Raw genomic sequence first — 16,340 nt, 5'->3', positions numbered from 1 at the left:
CGCCGAGGTTCCGTGGGGCGACGCGGCTTCGCGCGGGCTGCCGGGCGCGGCCTTCATGCGGTGGTCGCGAATGCGCCCTGGAGATCCGCCGGGGGAGCTTGCCGGCCCCTCGAAGACCCCCGCAAAAGGCCCCACAGTACGACCCGCAGAGGGCGCGGCTGGTGGCCGCGGGCCGTCGGTCCGCGGCCACCGGTGGCAGGCGGGTCAGCCCACCTTGGAGGTGTCGGCCGAAGGCTGGGCCGCGGGTGCCGGCGCGTCCGTGACGGCGGTTCGGCGGTTCGGGATGAACCACGCCACGGCGAAGGCCAGCAGCGCGGCTCCGGCGCCGAGGGCCATGACGACCTTGAAGCCGTTCTGCGACGGCAGCGCGTAGCCGCCGAGGTCGATCGTCAGGTGGGACAGGACGACACCGGCGAGCGCACTGGCCACGGAGGTGCCGATCGACCGCATCAGCGTGTTGAGGCTGTTGGCGGCCGCGGTCTCCGACGGGTCCACGGCACCCATGATCAGGGCCGGCATGGCGCCGTAGGTGAAGCCGATACCGGCGCCGATGACGCACGACACCAGCACCAGGTGCCACACCTCGGACATCAGCACGATGTTCAGGCCGTACCCGCAGGCCACGATCAGCGCGCCGATCATCAGCGTCACCTTCGGTCCCTTCGCCTTGGAGACGGCCGCGGACACCGGAGCGAACGCCATCATCACCAGACCGGACGGCGCCATCACCAGGCCGGCGGTCAGGAGCGACTTGCCCAGGCCGTAGCCCGTCTGCGAGGGCAGCTGCAGCAGTTGGGGCAGGACCAGGGACATCGCGAACATCGAGAAGCCGATCGCGATCGAGGCGAGGTTGGTCACCAGGACCTGACGGCGGGCGGTGGTGCGCAGGTCCACCAGGGGTTCGGCCGTACGCAGTTCGAAGAAGCCCCACGCGAGGAGCACCACGACCGCCACGGCGAACAGCCCGAGGGTCGTGCCGTCGGTCCAGCCCCAGTCGGCGCCCTTGGATATGGCCAGCAGCAGGGACACGAGCCCCACCGCCATGCCGACGCCGCCGACGGCGTCGAAGCGGCCCCCGGAGCGCACCTGGGACTCGGGCACGAAGAGCAGGACCAGCGCCAGGGCCACCGCGCCCATGCCGGCCGAGGCCCAGAACAGTACGTGCCAGTCGAAGTGGTCCGCGATCAGTGCCGCCGTCGGCAGGCCCAGAGCGCCGCCGACGCCGAGGGAGGCGCTCATCAGCGCCGTGGCCCCGGCCAGCCGCTCGGTGGGCAGCTCGTCGCGCATGATGCTGATGCCCAGCGGCACGACCGCCGCCGCAAGTCCCTGCACCGCCCGTCCGACGATCATCGGGGCCAGCGACTCGCTGAGCGCGCAGACGACCGAGCCCGCAACCAGCAGCACCACGCTGACCAGCAGCATGCGCCGCTTGCCGAACATGTCGCCGAGGCGGCCCACGACGGGCGTCGCCACCGCGGCGGCCAGCAGCGTGGCGGTCACCGCCCAGGCCGTGTCCGCGGCGGGGGCGTCCAGCAGCTTCGGCAGCTCCGGGACGATCGGGATGACCAGCGTCTGCATCAGCGATACGACGATGCCGGCGAAGGCCAGCACGGCCACCACGGCGCTGGACCGCGGTGCGGCCGGTCCGCCCGGGATCGCCGGACTGGGAAGGACGTCGGACATGAAGAAGCCTCCATGGGCAGGGAGAAGCCGGAAACCCGATCTGCTTTTAAGGCAGGCGATTGACTTAGTTTACGGGTTCGGTGCGCCCGGCGTCCGCCGGGTCCTCGCCGGACGTGCGTGAAGGGCGCGGCGATGGGCGGCTCGGTCCGGCGGGGAGCCGCAATCCGTCCTGAACAGGGGATTGCGTAGGCTTCCCTAGCTGGAACCCGCCGCACGCGCGGCGGACCTGCGACGGCTCGAGGGACTGGTCGGCGCGGGCTGAACGAAGTCCCGGTGCGGTGGTGAGCATGGCGGCCAGGACGGCACGGGCGGAACAGGTCAGCGCGACCAGGGAGCTGATCCTGACCGCCGCCGAGCGGCTGTTCGCCGAACGCGGGGTCAACGCCGTCTCCAACCGTCAGGTCAGCGAGGCCGCCGGACAGGGCAACAACACCGCTGTCGGCTACCACTTCGGCACCAAGGCCGACCTGGTGCGCGCCATCGTCCGCAAACACGCGACGCAGATCGAGGAGATCCGCGCCCGGCTGCTGGCCGGCATCGGCGACTCACCGGACGTGCGCGACTGGGTGGACTGCCTGGTGCGCCCCGTCCCGCAGCACCTCGCGGCCTTGGACGGTCCCACCTGGTACGCCCGCTTCTGCGCGCAGATCATGACCGACCCCGTACTGCACCAGATCGTCGTCGAGGAGTCCCTCACCTCCCCGTCGCTTCGGCGGATCATCGACGGACTCACCGCCTGTCTGCCCGACCTGCCGCCCGAGGTCCGCGCCGAGCGGGGCGAGATGGCACGTCATCTGATCGTGCAGATGCCCGCCGAACGCGAGCGCGCGCTCGCCGAGCACCGGCCCACCCCGCGGGCCACATGGGACGACGCCGCGACCGGTCTCGCCGACGCGCTCGTCGGCCTGTGGCTGGCGCCCGTGGCGAACCGGCCCTGACGCGGTCGGCAATCCCGGCTGCCTTGTGGGGAGGGCGATCACGAGGCCTCTCTACCCTCCGGTAACATCGCCCGGCAGGTCATCAGAGGAGGAACCGTGCCACGGTCCGAACGCTCGCCCCTGCTGCTCGCCGGTCTGCTTGCCGCCGCGGGCACCGCCCACTTCGCCGTTCCCCGCCAGTTCGACGCGATCGTCCCGCGCTCCCTGCCGGGTGCGCCGAGAACCTGGACGTACGTCAGCGGTGCCGCGGAACTCGCGCTCGCGGCGGGCATCGCGCTGCCCCGCACCAGGAAGACGGCGGCCCTCGCCGCCGCCGCGTTCTTCGTCGGCGTCTTCCCCGCCAACGTCAAGATGGCCGTCGACTGGGCGGACCGGCCCGCGCCGCAGAAGGCCGCCGCTCTGGGGCGGCTGCCGCTGCAGTTGCCCCTCGTCCTGTGGGCCCGCAGCGTCGCGAAGAACGGGGAGGGTGCCGCATGAGCCGGTCCGTGAACCTCGGCGACAAGGTCGACGACTTCGAACTGCCCGACGAGACCGGCACCGTCCGCACCCTGTCCGAACTGCTCGCCGACGGACCGGTCGTGCTCTTCTTCTACCCCGGCGCGCTCACCGCGGGCTGCACCGCGGAGGCATGCCACTTCCGCGATCTGGCCGCCGAATTCGCCGAGGCCGGCGCCCGGCCGGTCGGCATCAGCGGCGACACCGTCGAACGGCAGCAGGAGTTCGCCGACCGGCACACTCTCGGCATGCCGCTGCTGTCCGACGCCGACGGCGCGATCCGGGAGCGGTTCGGCGTCAAGCGGGGCTTCTCCCTGGCGCCGACCAAGCGGGTCACCTTCGTCATCGGGCAGGACCGCACCGTCCTCGAGGTCGTCCGCAGCGAGCTGCGCATGAACACCCACGCCGACCGGGCCCTCGAGGCCCTGCGGGCCGCACGACAGAAGTGACCGCACGGAAACGGAGGGCCGTGCCGGCCCTCCGTTTCGCCGCCGCCCCCGGTGTGGTCACTGGAAGGAGCAGCCCGGGTTCGGGACGTCCTCCGAGTACGGCGCGCCGTGCGGCAGCACGTACAGCACGTCGAGGACCAGCGGGGTGTCGCCCTCGTTGCGGCCCAGGTGGACGTCGCCGGGGCCGCCCGGCTCGCGGACCGTGGTGCCCTTCCGGTAGACGCCGTCGCGGGCGCAGTCGGCGTGGTAGTGGTTCAGCGTGCCCTGGCGGACGAAGCCGTAGACCACGCCGTCGTGGTAGTGCCAGCCGGTGCTCTGGCCCGGTGGGACGGTGATCTCGCGCAGCACGTAGTCGGTGTCCCCGACGGTGGTCGTGCTGATCAGCTTCGCGGTCACCCCCGGTCCGGGCGGCGTGGCCCCGGCGGTGCCGCAGGTCAGGACAGAACCGGTGACGATCGCGCCGACGACGGCGCTGCGGAGTGCGGTGCGCATGCTTGAACGGCCTTCCGGACGAGGGGCGAAGATCGAGTACCGCCGTGAAGATAGAGGCCCGGAAGGGCCGTTGGGGCCGGAACGCGTCAATCCGGCCACCTCGTCACCCGGTTCGCTCAAGCCGAGTCCCACTCGCCCGCCTCGGAGAACTCCCGCCGGTCGCTCAGCGTGGCCGGCATGGGCCGTGCGGCGATGTCCGTCCCCGAACGCGACGTGCGCAGCAGCCCGCGCTGTTCCTCGGAGAGCGAGTCGAACAGCCCCGGCACGGCCGCTCACTTCCGTCCGTCGTCGTCCGCGGCGACCTGCGCGAGCGTACGGCCGCTGGTCACCGAGCGGGCCCGCCGCGGATCGGGCGTCCCGTGCCCTTGGCCCCGTTCGCCGCCGGCCTTCACCAGCAGCCAGGACTCCCGCCCGTCCTCGTCCTTGCCGCCGCGGAACCGGGTCAGCGCGTACTCGCCGTGGAGTTTGGCGCCCTTCAGCCGGAACCGGGCGTGCCCGTGCTCCAGTGACTCCTCGAAGTCGACCGGCCGCCCTCGGCGGTCGTGGCTGAGCGGCTGATAGGTGCCGTGGTCCCAGACGATCACGGTGCCGCCGCCGTACTCGCCCTCCGGGATGACGCCCTCGAACTCCTCGTACCGCAGCGGATGGTCCTCCGTGGGCACGGCCAGCCGCTTGTCGTGGGGGTCGTCGGAGGGGCCCTTCGGGACGGACCACGACTTCAGCACGTCGCCCACCTGGAGCCGGAAGTCGAAGTGCAGGGTGGAGGCGTCGTGGATCTGCACGACGAAGCGGGGTGCGCCGTCCGCGGACGCGGACCGTCCCTCCGGCTCCCCGCTCCGCCGGACATCGCGTTTGCCGCGGTACTCCCGCAGCCGGTCCCGGTCACCCACTTCCGCTCCCTTCGTGCGTCCTGCCTCGCGGGCCCGCGAGTACCCCGCGGGCGCCTCAGAACTCCTCGTGCACCTCGGGGTCACCGCCCAGGCGGCGGTGGGCCCGGCCGGCGACGGCCCGCATCTGCCCCGCGTCCAGTTCGAAGCCGAACACGTCGAGGTTCGCGCGCTGCCGCCCCGGGTCCGACGACTTCGGGATGGGCACCGCGCCGAGCTGGATGTGCCAGCGCAGCACGACCTGGCCGGGGCTCACGCCGAGGTCCTCGGCGATCGAGACGAGCGCCGGGTCGTCGAGCAGGTCGCTGCCGCGGCCCAGCGGGCTCCAGCTCTCGGTGAGGATGCCCTTGGCGGTGTGGAAGGCGCGCAGCTCCTCCTGCGGGAAGAGCGGGTGCAGCTCGATCTGGTTGACGGACGGCAGGACTCCGGTCTCCTTCTCCAGCCGCTCGATGTGCCCCGGGGTGAAGTTGGAGACGCCGACGGAGCGGACCAGGCCGTCCTCGCGGAGCTTGATCATCGCCCGCCACGCGTCGACGTACCGGTCGACCCGGGGAAGCGGCCAGTGGATCAGATACAGGTCCACGTACTCCAGGCCGAGCCGGCGGCGGGAGGCCTCGAAGGAGGCGAGGGTCTCCTCGTAGCCGTGGTCGCGCCCCGGGAGCTTCGTGGTGACCACGATCTCCTCGCGGGGCACGCCGCCGCGGGCGATGCCGAGGCCCACTCCGGACTCGTTGCGGTAGTTGGTGGCCGTGTCGACCAGGCGACAGCCCAGGCCCAGCGCCTCGGCGACGGCGCGTTCCGCCTCGGCGTCGCTCATCGGCCAGGTGCCCAGGCCGACCGCGGGAAGCCGTGTGCCGTCGTTGAGCGTGTGCGTCGGGATGCTGACCACGGGGGGGACCCTTCCCTCGACTGTGCCGGACCTCCAGCGTCACGCACGGAACGGGGCTTGATCAAACGCACAGGTGGGGATGAGGGGCGTGGGGGAGAACGATGCGCACGAGTGACGGAGTGGCTATGACGACGGAGTGGGACGCGGTGGCGGAAGCGGGCCGGGCCGCGGGCGTCGAGGTGCAACCGGTCGCCGGACACATCGGAGCCGAGATCACCGGCGTCGACCTGGCCGACGCCCTCGACGACGCGGTGGTCGCCGCGATCCGGGCGGCCGTGCTGCGCTGGAAGGTGGTGTTCTTCCGCGGGCAACGGCTCGACCACGCCCGGCACGTGGCCTTCGCGCGCCGCTTCGGCGAACCCGTCGTCCTGCGCAAACGGGGCAGCGCCTCACCACCGGACGTCCCCGAGGTGGAGACCACCGCCGACCGGCTGGAACTGGGCGGACGGTTCGGCATGGAGCACGACGAGTGGCTGCAGCGCCGGCGCCACACCCTGCTGCGCGGCTGGCACTGCGACCACGGTGCCCGGATCGACCCGCCCGCCGCCACGATCCTGCGCGCCGAGACCGTACCGCCCTACGGCGGCGACACGACCTGGGCCAATCTGGCGGCCGCGTACGCCGGGCTGTCCGCGCCGGTGCGGGAGTTCGTCGACGGACTGCGCGCCGAGCACCGGCTCGGGGTGGGCTACCAGCCCCGGCCCGGCGACGACGCGTACCTGCGGCACCTGCTGGACCACCAGGTCGCCTCCGTCCACCCGCTGGTGCGCGTGCACCCGGAGACGGGGGAGCGGGTGCTGTACGTCAACGGCTACTACGTCGAGCAGATCGTCGACGTGTCCCGGCCGGAGAGCCGGGCCCTGCTGGAGATGCTGCTGGAGCAGGCGGTGCGGCCGGAGTACACCGTGCGTTTCCGCTGGGAGCCGGGCAGCGTCGCCTTCTGGGACAACCGGGCGACCATCCATCTGGCGCCCGGCGACAACGCCCACCTCGGCTTCCCGCGGATCATGCACCGGGTCATGCTCACGGGCGACGTACCGGTCGGCGTGGACGGCACGCCGTCGCAGCCCGTGGTCGGCACCGAACCCGGGAAGTGGTGAGCTCAGACGGAGGGCCGCCACCCCAGCGCCGGGCCGAGCCGCGTCGCCATGTCGGTCAGGATCTGCACATAGTCCTCGTGCGCGAAGGTGAACGGCAGGGCGAACGCCACCTCGTCCACCTCGCGGAACGCGGCATGCGCGTGCAGCCGCTCGGCGATCTCCTGCGAGGTGCCGACGATGTCCGGTGCGAACAGCAGCCGTGCCGGTCCCTGCGGTGACGTCGTGCGAGGGGTGCGTCCGGCGGCGTACTCCTCGTACCTGGCTCGCTGTTCGGGCGAGGCGGAGTCGGTGGGGATGACCACCAGGCCCTGGGACACCCGGGCGTGCTCGCCGTCGGGGTGGTGGGCGCGGAAGGCGCGGATGTGGGACAGCTGGATCTCGGCGAAGTCGAACGGCCCGTCCGCCGCCTCGGCCTTGACGACGCTGCTGGTCAGGAAGTTCATGCCGTGCTCGCCCGCCCAGCGCGCCGAGCTCAGGCTGCCGCCGCCGTACCACAGGCGCTTGCCCAGACCGGGCGAGTGCGGCTGCACGCGGTCGGAGAACACCTCGAAGCCCCGCACCCCGCTGAAGTCGGTGGCTCTCGTGCCGCGCACCAGGTCCAGCAGCCGCCGCACCCGCTCGTAGGAGAAGTCCTCGGCGGCGGCCGTGTCCGGGTAGAGCGCCTCCTTGACCTGGTCGAAATGCATCGGCGGGCCCACGCTGACGCCCGGGTTGACCCGGCCGCCGGACAGGATGTCCACGGTCGCCAGGTCCTCGGCCAGCCGCAGCGGGTTCTCCCAGCCCAGCGGGATGACCGCGGTGCCGAGTTCGATGCGTCGGGTGCGCTGCGAGGCCGCCGCCATGACGGCGACGGGGGAGGAGATGCCGTACTGCAGATGCCGGTGGCGCAGCCAGGCGCTGTCGAAGCCCAGCCGCTCACCCAGCTCGATGATCTCCAGGGTGGATTCGTGGCCCCGGCGGGGATCGTCCTCGTCGAACAGGCCGATGGTCAGGAAACCGAGCTTGCGCAGAGGACGGGAGATCGGCGGCACCGGCTGCTCCGTAGGTGTTTGACGTGTCAAGCAGTACGGCAGTGCCAACCAGGTCCCCGCGGCAGGTGTTCCCCGCCGCCGGGAGCGCATGGTCAGGCCAGCGGAATGGTCACCTCGTCCTCGACGGGCGGCTCGATCTCCTGGGCGAGAGTGCCGGTGGCCGCGAAGCACCGCAGCCGGACGGCGTCGGGGGTGACATCCAGGCGCAGGAACTGCTTGAAGAAGGGCGGGCTGTAGGTGGCCGAACCGGGGGAGAACAGCTGCGTGTAGATCTTGCGGACCGGGAGGCGGAAGCGGGAGGTGCGGTCGGGGCGACCGCCCGCGCCGAGCAGGCTCGCCACGAGGCGGATGCGGCGGGTCACGCGGACGGGGCCGCCGGGCGCGCGCGTGGGCGTGATGCCCAGCCGTTCGGCGACGACCGCCGTGGCCTCGGCCTCGGTGAGGGTGAAGAAGCGGCGCAGGCGCAGGCGGCGCCCGTAGAGCCGGCTGTAGAAGGCCAGGGAGTCACCGCGCAGCGGATAGCAGCGGAAGTCCTTCTCCGTCACGTTCGCGATGTTCACACGGGGGATGGTGTGGGTGGCGTGCATGAACGCCCCGCCGCCGCCCGAGACGACGTACTGGATGGTGCGGCCGTCCACCTGGACCGGATAGCGCTGGTAGTTGTGGATGTCGCCGCCGATCGCCGCCACGAAGTGGTGCTCGGGGTCGCGGACGATGTCGTCGACCGTGCCGCCGCCCCCTTCGATCGTGCACGGGTGGTGTTCACCGTCGACGTACAGGGGCGAGCCGGTGATGAGGATCTTCGGGCGGGGTCCCTGGGAGACCTCCCGCAGCCAGGCGCCCTGTTCGGCGTCGATGGTGCCGAGCAGACCCGTGTCGATGCCTATGAGCCGCAGCGGACCGGCGTCGATCGCCCAGTACGGGCCCGGCTGGACGGACTGTTGTGTGACGGCGGACCGCAACCGCCGCGCCTCGTCGAGATGCTGACCGTCCGTCGGGCGCGGGCGGTGCCACAGCAGCGACCTCCACCAGGCCCGGCTGAGCCGTCGCGGCGCGGGCTCCGCGGGAAGCGGCGGGGCGTCCCCGCAGAAGACGCGCATGAAGGCGCCGAGGCCCTCGTACCAGTCGTGGTTGCCGGGTATCGCGTAGATCGGCGCAGGGTAGTCCCGGTAGGGGCGGAAGAACTTGGTGCCGTAGTCGTCGGCGCTGCCCACCGGGTAGATGACGTCGCTGGTGATGACCGCGAAGTCCGTGCCCTGACCCACCTTCAGGAAGCCCGGCACGACGGCGTACTGGGGGGCGTCGCCCTCACCGGTGTCGCCGACGACCATGAAGGAGAACCGGTCCGGGTCCGCGCGCCGGATCACCTTGTCGGCCGGGGCACCGGCCGCTTCCCGCTCGGCCACCCAACGGCTGCGGGTCTCGCCTGTGGGGTCGCCGAACCAGGAGGCCAGTACACCGTTGCGGGCGGACCACAGCGTCCTGGGGTCGAGCCAGGAGAGCTTCTCGACCTTGGCGGGCATCAGCCGCTTGTACTCGCCGGGTTCCGCGGCGCCCCAGCCGGCGCCCTCGGCGGTATCGCGTGAGGAGTCAGACACCGGTGCACGGTAACAACGATCAAGCGGCGGACGAGAGGGGGGTGCGTCGCCATGGCGGCGGTGCCGGGCCTGAGGGAGGATCACGACCGAGGTCCGTCCGCGCGAAAGGTCCCGTATGACCGCCGACTTCATCGACCTGGTGCCCGATCCGGACCGGCCGGGCGGCCGGCTGCTGCTGGGCATCCGCCACTTCGACGAGCCCTTCCTGCTCACCGTCTCCCTCTCCCAGGGCCTGGGCTCCAGCGAGTTGCGGCTGGACCGGGGGAGGGCGGGCAAGACGCGGCTCGCGGAGTTCCGGCGGATCGGGGACCGGGCGCTGCTCGTCGTCCGCAACAAGCACTTCCAGACCTACGGCGACGCGGCCGCCGTGCGCGCGGGGCAGGAGTCGTTCCCGGTGTCCGTGGTGTGGAGCGGCCCGGTGCTGAGCGAGGAGAACGGCGCGGCGGTCGTGGACGCCACCGGCCTCGCCCTGGCCGACCACGACCGGATCGCCCAGTACCTGTACGACGAGGACCAGGGAGAGTACGCCGTCGACGACTCCCGCAGTCTGCCGCTCGTCGCGGACAGCCGCACCGGCCCGTCCGGCACCCGGCTGCCCGCCCTTCTCACCTTCGCCGGACCCGGCCGCGGCACGGCGGTCCGAGCGGTCGCCGCCGACCCCCGTGCCCTTACGGTCGTCCAGCAGCTCAACCTGGTCCGCCTGCCGTCCGAACCGCTGCCGGTGCGGCGCTTCCACCCCAACTCCGGCGGATACGGGATCGGTTACGCCGATCACGGCCGGATCGGCGTGGGCGACACACAGGTGAGGATGCAGCCGCGCTTCCGGGCCGGCCCGGAAGCCGAGCCGATCGTGTTCCGGGTCGACCCTGCCGTCCCGGAGCCCTTCCGCTCGGCGGTGATCGAGGGCGGCAACTGGTGGCGGGAGGCCTTCGCGCTGATCGGGCTGCCGGACGCCTACCGGGTCGAGGCCGGCGACGAGACGTTCGACCCGTACGAGGTGGGCGTCAACGGCGTGGTGTGGGTGCACCGTTCGGGCCGCGGCTGGTCGCTCGGGCAGGGACTGACCGACCCTCGCACCGGCGAGATCCTGCACGCCCGGGTCCGCCTCGGCTCCCAGCGCCTGGAGCAGGTCCGCGCCCTCGGCGAGGCCCTGCTCGCCCCCTACGGGCAACCCGACGAGGCCGAACGGCTCGCGGCCGTCGAGGAGTTGGTGCTCGCGCGACTGCGTCACCTGGCCGCCCACGAGATCGGCCACGCGCTGGGGTTCATGCACAACTTCGCCAGTACGACCCACCCGAAGCCGTCCGTCATGGACTACCCGCACGCCCGCGTCACCGTCACCGGCGACGACCGCATCGGCCTGTCCGACGCGTACAGTACCGGGCTCGGCCCCTGGGACCACTTCCTCGTCGCCCACGCCTACGGGCAGTTCGCCGACGAGGACGCGGCCCTGGCCCAACTGCGCGCCGAGGCCGCCGGATCGGGTCTGCGCTTCGTCTCCGACGAGGACGCCCAGGGCTCCCGGGCGGCCCACGCGGACGCCGTCACCTGGGTGACGGGCGGGGACGCGCCGCAGGCCCTGGAGACGATGCTGCGGGTCCGGCGCATCGCGCTGGAGGGGTTCTCGCGCGGTGTTCTCCCACCCGACCGGCAGACCGGCGAACTGGAGGAACGGCTGACGCTCCTGCACCTCCTGCACCGCCACGAGGTGATCGCCGTGGCCCGGCTCGTCGGCGGGGTCCGTTACGCCTACGGCCTGGCCGGCGAGGACGGCCACGGCACCGAAGCCGTGGACGCGGCCATCCAGCGGACGGCCCTGACCGGCCTGGCCGGGCTCCTGCGCGCCGAACAACTCGGCCTGCCACAGGCGGCGTTGAGTGCCGTGACGCCGCCGGCGATCCGCTACGGCCGCACGGATCAGTACCTCGACAGCGCCGCCGGACGGATCTTCGACCCGCTCGACGCCGTCCGGGTCGCCGTCACCCTGGTCACCGAACAGCTCCTGGAACCGGCTCGCCTCAACCGGGTCGCCTGGCAGCACGCCACCGACCCGGCCTCCCCCGGCGTCACCGAGCTCGTCGACACGCTGCTGACCGTCACCTGGCGCCGCACGGACCCGGTGCCGACGGATCTCCCCGGTGGAGTCGCCGTCCAGTACACGGCCGCCTGGACGCTGCTGAACCACCTGCTGACCGTTCTGCGGGAGGGCGCTCTGCACGCCGCCGTCCGCACGGCACTGCGCAGCGCCCTGGGCCGGTTCGCCGCCGAGCTGCGGCAGGGTGGCCACGACGGGCAGCGCGAGGCGGCCGACCTGATCAGTGGCTTCCTGGCCGACCCCGGCACGGTCCGTCTGGAACCGCTGCCGAGGGTGCCGCCGGGCGCCCCCAACTGAGGCCGCGAGGCCGGTCGCCGGGCCGACGGACCCCGAGGTGTCACGCCTGGGGACGGGTGGTCGTGGTGAGCCAGGACAGGGCCCGGGTGATGTCGGCGAGGGCGACGATGCCGACGACGCGACCGCCGTCGAGCACGAGGGCGCGCCGGTCCCGACTCGTCTGCAGCCGGGGCAGGAGGTCCACGACCAGGTCGTCCGGCACGGCGGTGACCACCTCGGGAAGCGGGCGCATCACCTCGCCGATCGTCGTGGTCGAGCGGGCCCGGAGCGGGCTGTGCTCGATGAGGCGCACGGTGACGAGACCGGCGGCGGTGCCGTCCGGGGCGAGGACGGGGAAGGCGGAGTGGCGGTAGCGGCCGAAGGGGCCCTCGGACAGGAAGGCCGCCAGGGGCATGGTGCCGGGGACGGTGATCGGGTCGGGGGTCATCACGCGGCCGACGGGGGTCTCGTCCAGTACTCCGCGCAGCTGTGTCTGGCGTTCTTCGGCGGTCGCGGTGGTGACCAGGAACCAGCCGATGAGCGCGGGCCAAAGGCCGGTCAGGTCGCCGGTGAGGACCATGGCGCCGAATCCGGTCACGATCATGAACCAGCCGAGGGCGCGTCCCGCGGCCGCGGCGCCGTGCGTGGCCCGCATCCGGTCCCCGGTGCGGTGCCACAGGAAGGCGCGCAGCAGCCGTCCGCCGTCCAGCGGGGCGGCCGGCAGCGCGTTGAAGACGGCGAGCACGATGTTGATCGCGGCGAGCCACGCGACCGCCTCGACCACCAGCCCCGAGACGTGCAGGGCGTCCAGCCACACGGCCAGCCCCAGGAACCCCCCGCCCGCCACGGCACTGGTCAGCGGCCCCACCCCCGCGATGCGCAGCTCCGCGGCGGGCGGGGGAGCCTCGCTGTGCAGGCGGGCGACGCCGCCGAGCATCCACAAGGTGATGCCGTCGACCTGCACGCCGTTGCGGCGGGCGACGACGGCGTGGGCGAGTTCGTGCGCGAGCAGCGAGGCGAGGAACACCACCGACGCCGACAGTGCCGATGCCCAGTAGGCCCAGGCCGGGTGGCCGGGGTGGGCGTCGGGGAAGCGGCCCTCGGCGAGGGTGAAGGCCACCAGGGCGATGATGAACAGGACGCTCCAGTTCAGGCCGACCCGGACGCCGGCGATCCGCCCCAGACTCAACGTCTCCTTCATCGGGCTCACCGCCTCGAAACGCCCGGTCGGCGGGAGCGGTGACCGGTGCGCGTGTGCCCCGCCGCCCGCTCCCGTACTGTCATCGTCGCGCGGGAGCGGGCGGCGGGGCGTGGGTCGATCGGGCCTTGTCCGGGACGGTCGGACGGTTCTGCCCGCCCCTTGCCCGGCCGGTCCGGGGCGTCACCGTCAGGCGATGGTGACGCTGTCGTCGAGGTAGACGTCCTGCACGGCGTTCAGGAGTTCGATGCCCTCGACGGTGGGCCGCTGGAAGGCCTTGCGGCCGGTGATCAGGCCGGTGCCCCCGGCCCGCTTGTTGATGACCGCGGTCCGGACGGCCTGGGCGAGGTCGCCCTGGCCGGCCGACGCGCCCCCGCTGTTGATCAGTCCGACGCGGCCCATGTAGCAGTTGGCCACCTGCCAGCGTGTGAGGTCGATCGGATGGTCGGTGGTGAGGGTGTCGTAGACGAGCGGGTCGGTCCTGCCGAAGCCCAGGGCGCGGTAGCCGCCGTTGTTCTCCGCCTGCTTCTGCTTGACGATGTCGGCCTCGATGGTCACGCCGAGGTGGTTGGCCTGGCCGGTGAGGTCGGCCGACGCCGAGTAGTCCACGCCGTCCTTCTTGAACGCCGTGTTGCGCAGGTAGCACCACAGCACGGTGAACATGCCGAGCTCGTGGGCGCGGGCGAAGGCCTCGCCGACCTCGCGCAGCTGGCGGTCGGCCTGTTCGGAGCCGAAGTACACCGTGGCGCCGACGCCGGCCGCGCCGAGGTCGAAGCACTGCTGGACGCTGCCGAACATGACCTGGTCGTAGTGGTTGGGGTAGGTCAGCAGTTCGTTGTGGTTGAGCTTCACGATGAACGGGATGCGGTGCGCGTAGCGCCGGGACACCGCCCCGAGCACCCCCAGGGTGCTGGCGACGGCGTTGCAGCCGCCCTCGACGGCCAGTTCGACGATGTTCGCGGGGTCGAGGTAGCGGGGGTTGGGGGCGAACGCGGACGCCGCCGAGTGCTCGATGCCCTGGTCGACGGGCAGGATCGACACGTATCCGGTGCCGGCCAGCCGGCCGTGTCCGAAGAGGGCCTGGAGGTTGCGCAGCACGCGGGGTGAGCGGTCGGTGTCGGCCACGACCCGGTCGACGAAGTCGTGGCCCGGCAGCACCAGGTCCTCTTTGGGAATCCCCAGGGCGACATGGGTCAGCAGGTCCTTCGCCTCGTCACCCAGCAAGCCTTGGATGTCGGTCATCGTCACACCCCCACCGCGGTCGTACGGCCGTCTCTCGGCCCACTGCCACCGTGCGGCGCGGCGCGGCGCGGTGGCAGAGCCCGTTGGGCACCCGGCGGAGGTCGAACGGCCCTCCCCTCAGCCGAAGAACACCTCGAACTCGTCGTACAGCGCCGGATCGACCACCTTGATCCTGCCTCGCGTCTCGTCGAGCGGGATCCGGACGATGTCGGTGCCGCGCAGGGCGACCATCGTGCCGAAGGCTCCGTCCTTGACCGCGTCCACGGCGTGCAGGCCGAAGCGCGTGGCCAGCCAGCGGTCGAAGGCGCTCGGGATGCCGCCGCGCTGGACGTGCCCGAGGACCGTGGTGCGGGCCTCGGTGCCCGTGCGTCCCTCGATCTCCCGGGCGAGCCATTCGCCGATGCCGGACAGCCGCACATGGCCGTACTCGTCATGTGACTGGTCCTTGAGGACCATCTCGCCCTCTTTGGGAACGGCTCCCTCGGCGGCGACGACGATCGGGGCGTAGTTGGTCTCGAAGCGCTTCTTCACCCACGCGCAGACCTGGTCGATGTCGAACGGCCGCTCCGGGAGGAGGATCACGTTGGCGCCGCCGGCGACGCCGGCGTGCAGGGCGATCCAACCGGAGTGACGGCCCATGACCTCCACCACCAGGGTCCGCATGTGCGACTCGGCCGTGGTGTGCAGCCGGTCGATGGCCTCGGTCGCGATGCCGACGGCGGTGTCGAAGCCGAAGGTGTAGTCGGTGCCGGCCACGTCGTTGTCGATGGTCTTGGGGACACCGACCAGCTTGATCCCCTGCCGGCTCAGCTCCGTGGCGGCTCCGAGCGTGTCCTCGCCACCGATCACGATCATCGCCTCGACGTCGTGCGCGGCCAGGGTCTCCCGGATGCGCCGCACCCCGTCCTCGTGCTTGAACGGGTTGGTGCGGGAGGACCCGAGGATGGTTCCGCCGCGCGGCAGGATGCCGCGCACCGCGGAGACGTCGAGCGGGATCATGTTGTTGCGCAGCGCGCCCAGCCAGCCGTCGCGCACACCGACGAACTCGAAGCCGTAGTCCTGGACGCCCTTCCGGACGACGCTGCGGATGACGGCGTTGAGACCGGGGCAGTCGCCGCCGCCGGTCAGCACTGCGATCTTCATGGCTTCCTCCCTATCCCCCCGGGCGGAGGCCGGCCTTCGATCCCGGCGTGACGCGCCGCACGACGCCCGCATGCCCGGCGACGTCGTCGGTCCACCTCCGCGGATGGGCACCCGGAGAGCCAGGTGTCTCTTCCTCCATCATGGGCGCCAGGAGTCCCGGCGGCGACTCCCGGGCGGCCCGCCGGCGAGGACCTTCGGCCCCGTGACGGTCTACCGCACGCGGCCGAGGACCTTCGACGCCGTGACGGTCTACTGCACGCGGCGCAGGGTCGCGGACAGGTGATGCTGCAACGGCAGGCCGACGGCCGCGAGCTCGTGCTCGAACGCGAGCGTGTCGTCGTCGGTGAGGGTGTAGCGGCGACCGGTGGCGTCGACGCGCTTGGCGGTCGGGGTGAGTGCCACCTGGTGCGTGGCGAGTTCGAGCGTCCCGCCGGCCGCGCGGCCGACCGCGATCTCGGCGATGCCGGTGGGCTGGGTGATCATCGCCTCCACCCGCCCGTCGGGCTGCAGCCGCCACCAGCCGCTCTCCCGCGCCGCGGGCCGCAGCGGCGCACCGTCCGCGTCCAGCAGCCAGGCCTGTGCCTCGTAGCGCAGGAAGGGCCGGCCGTCGTGGCTGAGGACGACGTTCTGGGCGTACGCGAAGTCCCCGTCGAGGGTGGGGTAACCGCCGTGGCCCCGCCCGTGCCACCTGCCCAGGAACCCGAGTACGGGCGCGAGCAGCGTGTGCGGCTCGGGCGCCGCGTCGGGCCGCACGCCGTCGGGATAGGGGCACTCCACCGCGGGGTCGAACACGTCTGCACTCCTCAAGCCGTTCCCATCCGGGC

16 protein-coding genes are annotated in these 16,340 nt (G+C 72.3%); 5 read left to right on the top strand and 11 right to left on the bottom strand.

Annotated elements, in window-relative coordinates:
- Positions 1 to 204: 204 nt before the first annotated feature.
- Positions 205 to 1,683 (bottom strand): MFS transporter, encoded by a 1,479-nt coding sequence (locus LN251_RS31055; RefSeq protein WP_458247480.1) that lies wholly within the window; start codon positions 1,681 to 1,683, stop codon positions 205 to 207.
- Between the two features lie 287 nt (positions 1,684 to 1,970).
- Between LN251_RS31055 and LN251_RS31050 the strand changes: the two genes are divergently transcribed.
- The 3 genes from LN251_RS31050 to LN251_RS31040 all read left to right on the top strand — a co-directional run bounded on the left by LN251_RS31050 (position 1,971) and on the right by LN251_RS31040 (position 3,565).
- Entirely contained in the window at positions 1,971 to 2,621 is a 651-nt protein-coding gene (locus LN251_RS31050; RefSeq protein WP_458247479.1) for a TetR/AcrR family transcriptional regulator, read from the top strand.
- 96 nt (positions 2,622 to 2,717) lie between these two features.
- Positions 2,718 to 3,098 (top strand): DoxX family protein, encoded by a 381-nt coding sequence (locus tag LN251_RS31045; protein WP_403954333.1) that lies wholly within the window; start codon positions 2,718 to 2,720, stop codon positions 3,096 to 3,098.
- Positions 3,095 to 3,565 (top strand): peroxiredoxin, encoded by a 471-nt coding sequence (locus LN251_RS31040; protein WP_458247478.1) that lies wholly within the window; start codon positions 3,095 to 3,097, stop codon positions 3,563 to 3,565. The genes LN251_RS31045 and LN251_RS31040 overlap by 4 nt, the downstream gene beginning before the upstream one ends.
- Before the next feature lie 57 nt (positions 3,566 to 3,622).
- On the opposite strand, the gene LN251_RS31035 is transcribed toward LN251_RS31040, so the two are convergent.
- The 4 genes from LN251_RS31035 to LN251_RS31020 all read right to left on the bottom strand — a co-directional run bounded on the left by LN251_RS31035 (position 3,623) and on the right by LN251_RS31020 (position 5,833).
- Positions 3,623 to 4,057, bottom strand: coding sequence for a cupin domain-containing protein (locus tag LN251_RS31035; protein WP_458247477.1), 435 nt, complete (start codon positions 4,055 to 4,057; stop codon positions 3,623 to 3,625).
- Between the two features lie 116 nt (positions 4,058 to 4,173).
- Entirely contained in the window at positions 4,174 to 4,323 is a 150-nt protein-coding gene (locus LN251_RS31030) for a hypothetical protein (RefSeq protein WP_458247476.1), read from the bottom strand.
- 6 nt (positions 4,324 to 4,329) lie between these two features.
- Positions 4,330 to 4,947 carry a DNA polymerase ligase N-terminal domain-containing protein gene (locus LN251_RS31025; protein ID WP_458247475.1) on the bottom strand — a complete coding sequence of 206 codons (618 nt, stop codon included), beginning with the start codon at positions 4,945 to 4,947 and terminating at the stop codon, positions 4,330 to 4,332.
- 55 nt (positions 4,948 to 5,002) lie between these two features.
- A complete protein-coding gene (locus LN251_RS31020) occupies positions 5,003 to 5,833 on the bottom strand; it encodes an aldo/keto reductase (RefSeq protein ID WP_458247474.1) in 831 nt (276 codons plus the stop codon).
- A 125-nt stretch (positions 5,834 to 5,958) separates the two neighbouring features.
- On the opposite strand from LN251_RS31020, the gene LN251_RS31015 reads away from it, so the two are divergent.
- Positions 5,959 to 6,933, top strand: a complete 975-nt coding sequence (locus LN251_RS31015; protein WP_458247473.1) for a TauD/TfdA dioxygenase family protein — start codon at positions 5,959 to 5,961, stop codon at positions 6,931 to 6,933.
- Between the two features lie 2 nt (positions 6,934 to 6,935).
- On the opposite strand, the gene LN251_RS31010 is transcribed toward LN251_RS31015, so the two are convergent.
- Both LN251_RS31010 and LN251_RS31005 read right to left on the bottom strand, forming a co-directional pair.
- Positions 6,936 to 7,964: an LLM class flavin-dependent oxidoreductase gene (locus LN251_RS31010; RefSeq protein WP_458247472.1), complete on the bottom strand. Its 1,029-nt coding sequence runs from the start codon at positions 7,962 to 7,964 to the stop codon at positions 6,936 to 6,938.
- Positions 7,965 to 8,056: 92 nt separating this feature from the next.
- Complete coding sequence (locus LN251_RS31005) at positions 8,057 to 9,562, bottom strand: metallophosphoesterase family protein (protein WP_458247471.1); 1,506 nt, start codon at positions 9,560 to 9,562, stop codon at positions 8,057 to 8,059.
- A gap of 115 nt (positions 9,563 to 9,677) precedes the next feature.
- On the opposite strand from LN251_RS31005, the gene LN251_RS31000 reads away from it, so the two are divergent.
- A complete protein-coding gene (locus LN251_RS31000; protein ID WP_458247470.1) occupies positions 9,678 to 11,954 on the top strand; it encodes a zinc-dependent metalloprotease in 2,277 nt (758 codons plus the stop codon).
- Between the two features lie 40 nt (positions 11,955 to 11,994).
- Here the strand turns inward: LN251_RS31000 and LN251_RS30995 are convergent, their stop codons facing one another.
- The 4 genes from LN251_RS30995 to LN251_RS30980 all read right to left on the bottom strand — a co-directional run bounded on the left by LN251_RS30995 (position 11,995) and on the right by LN251_RS30980 (position 16,308).
- On the bottom strand, positions 11,995 to 13,134 hold the full coding sequence (locus tag LN251_RS30995) for a site-2 protease family protein (RefSeq protein WP_458247469.1): 1,140 nt from the start codon (positions 13,132 to 13,134) through the stop codon (positions 11,995 to 11,997).
- Positions 13,135 to 13,320: 186 nt separating this feature from the next.
- Positions 13,321 to 14,373 carry a class I fructose-bisphosphate aldolase gene (locus LN251_RS30990; RefSeq protein ID WP_458247468.1) on the bottom strand — a complete coding sequence of 351 codons (1,053 nt, stop codon included), beginning with the start codon at positions 14,371 to 14,373 and terminating at the stop codon, positions 13,321 to 13,323.
- 117 nt (positions 14,374 to 14,490) lie between these two features.
- Positions 14,491 to 15,516 (bottom strand): 6-phosphofructokinase, encoded by a 1,026-nt coding sequence (locus LN251_RS30985; protein ID WP_458247467.1) that lies wholly within the window; start codon positions 15,514 to 15,516, stop codon positions 14,491 to 14,493.
- A 249-nt stretch (positions 15,517 to 15,765) separates the two neighbouring features.
- Positions 15,766 to 16,308: an FABP family protein gene (locus LN251_RS30980; protein WP_458247466.1), complete on the bottom strand. Its 543-nt coding sequence runs from the start codon at positions 16,306 to 16,308 to the stop codon at positions 15,766 to 15,768.
- Positions 16,309 to 16,340 lie beyond the last annotated feature (32 nt).

It is taken from the genome of Streptomyces sp. MAI_2237 (assembly GCF_054189285.1).
This window is presented reverse-complemented; position numbering and strand designations above follow the sequence as displayed.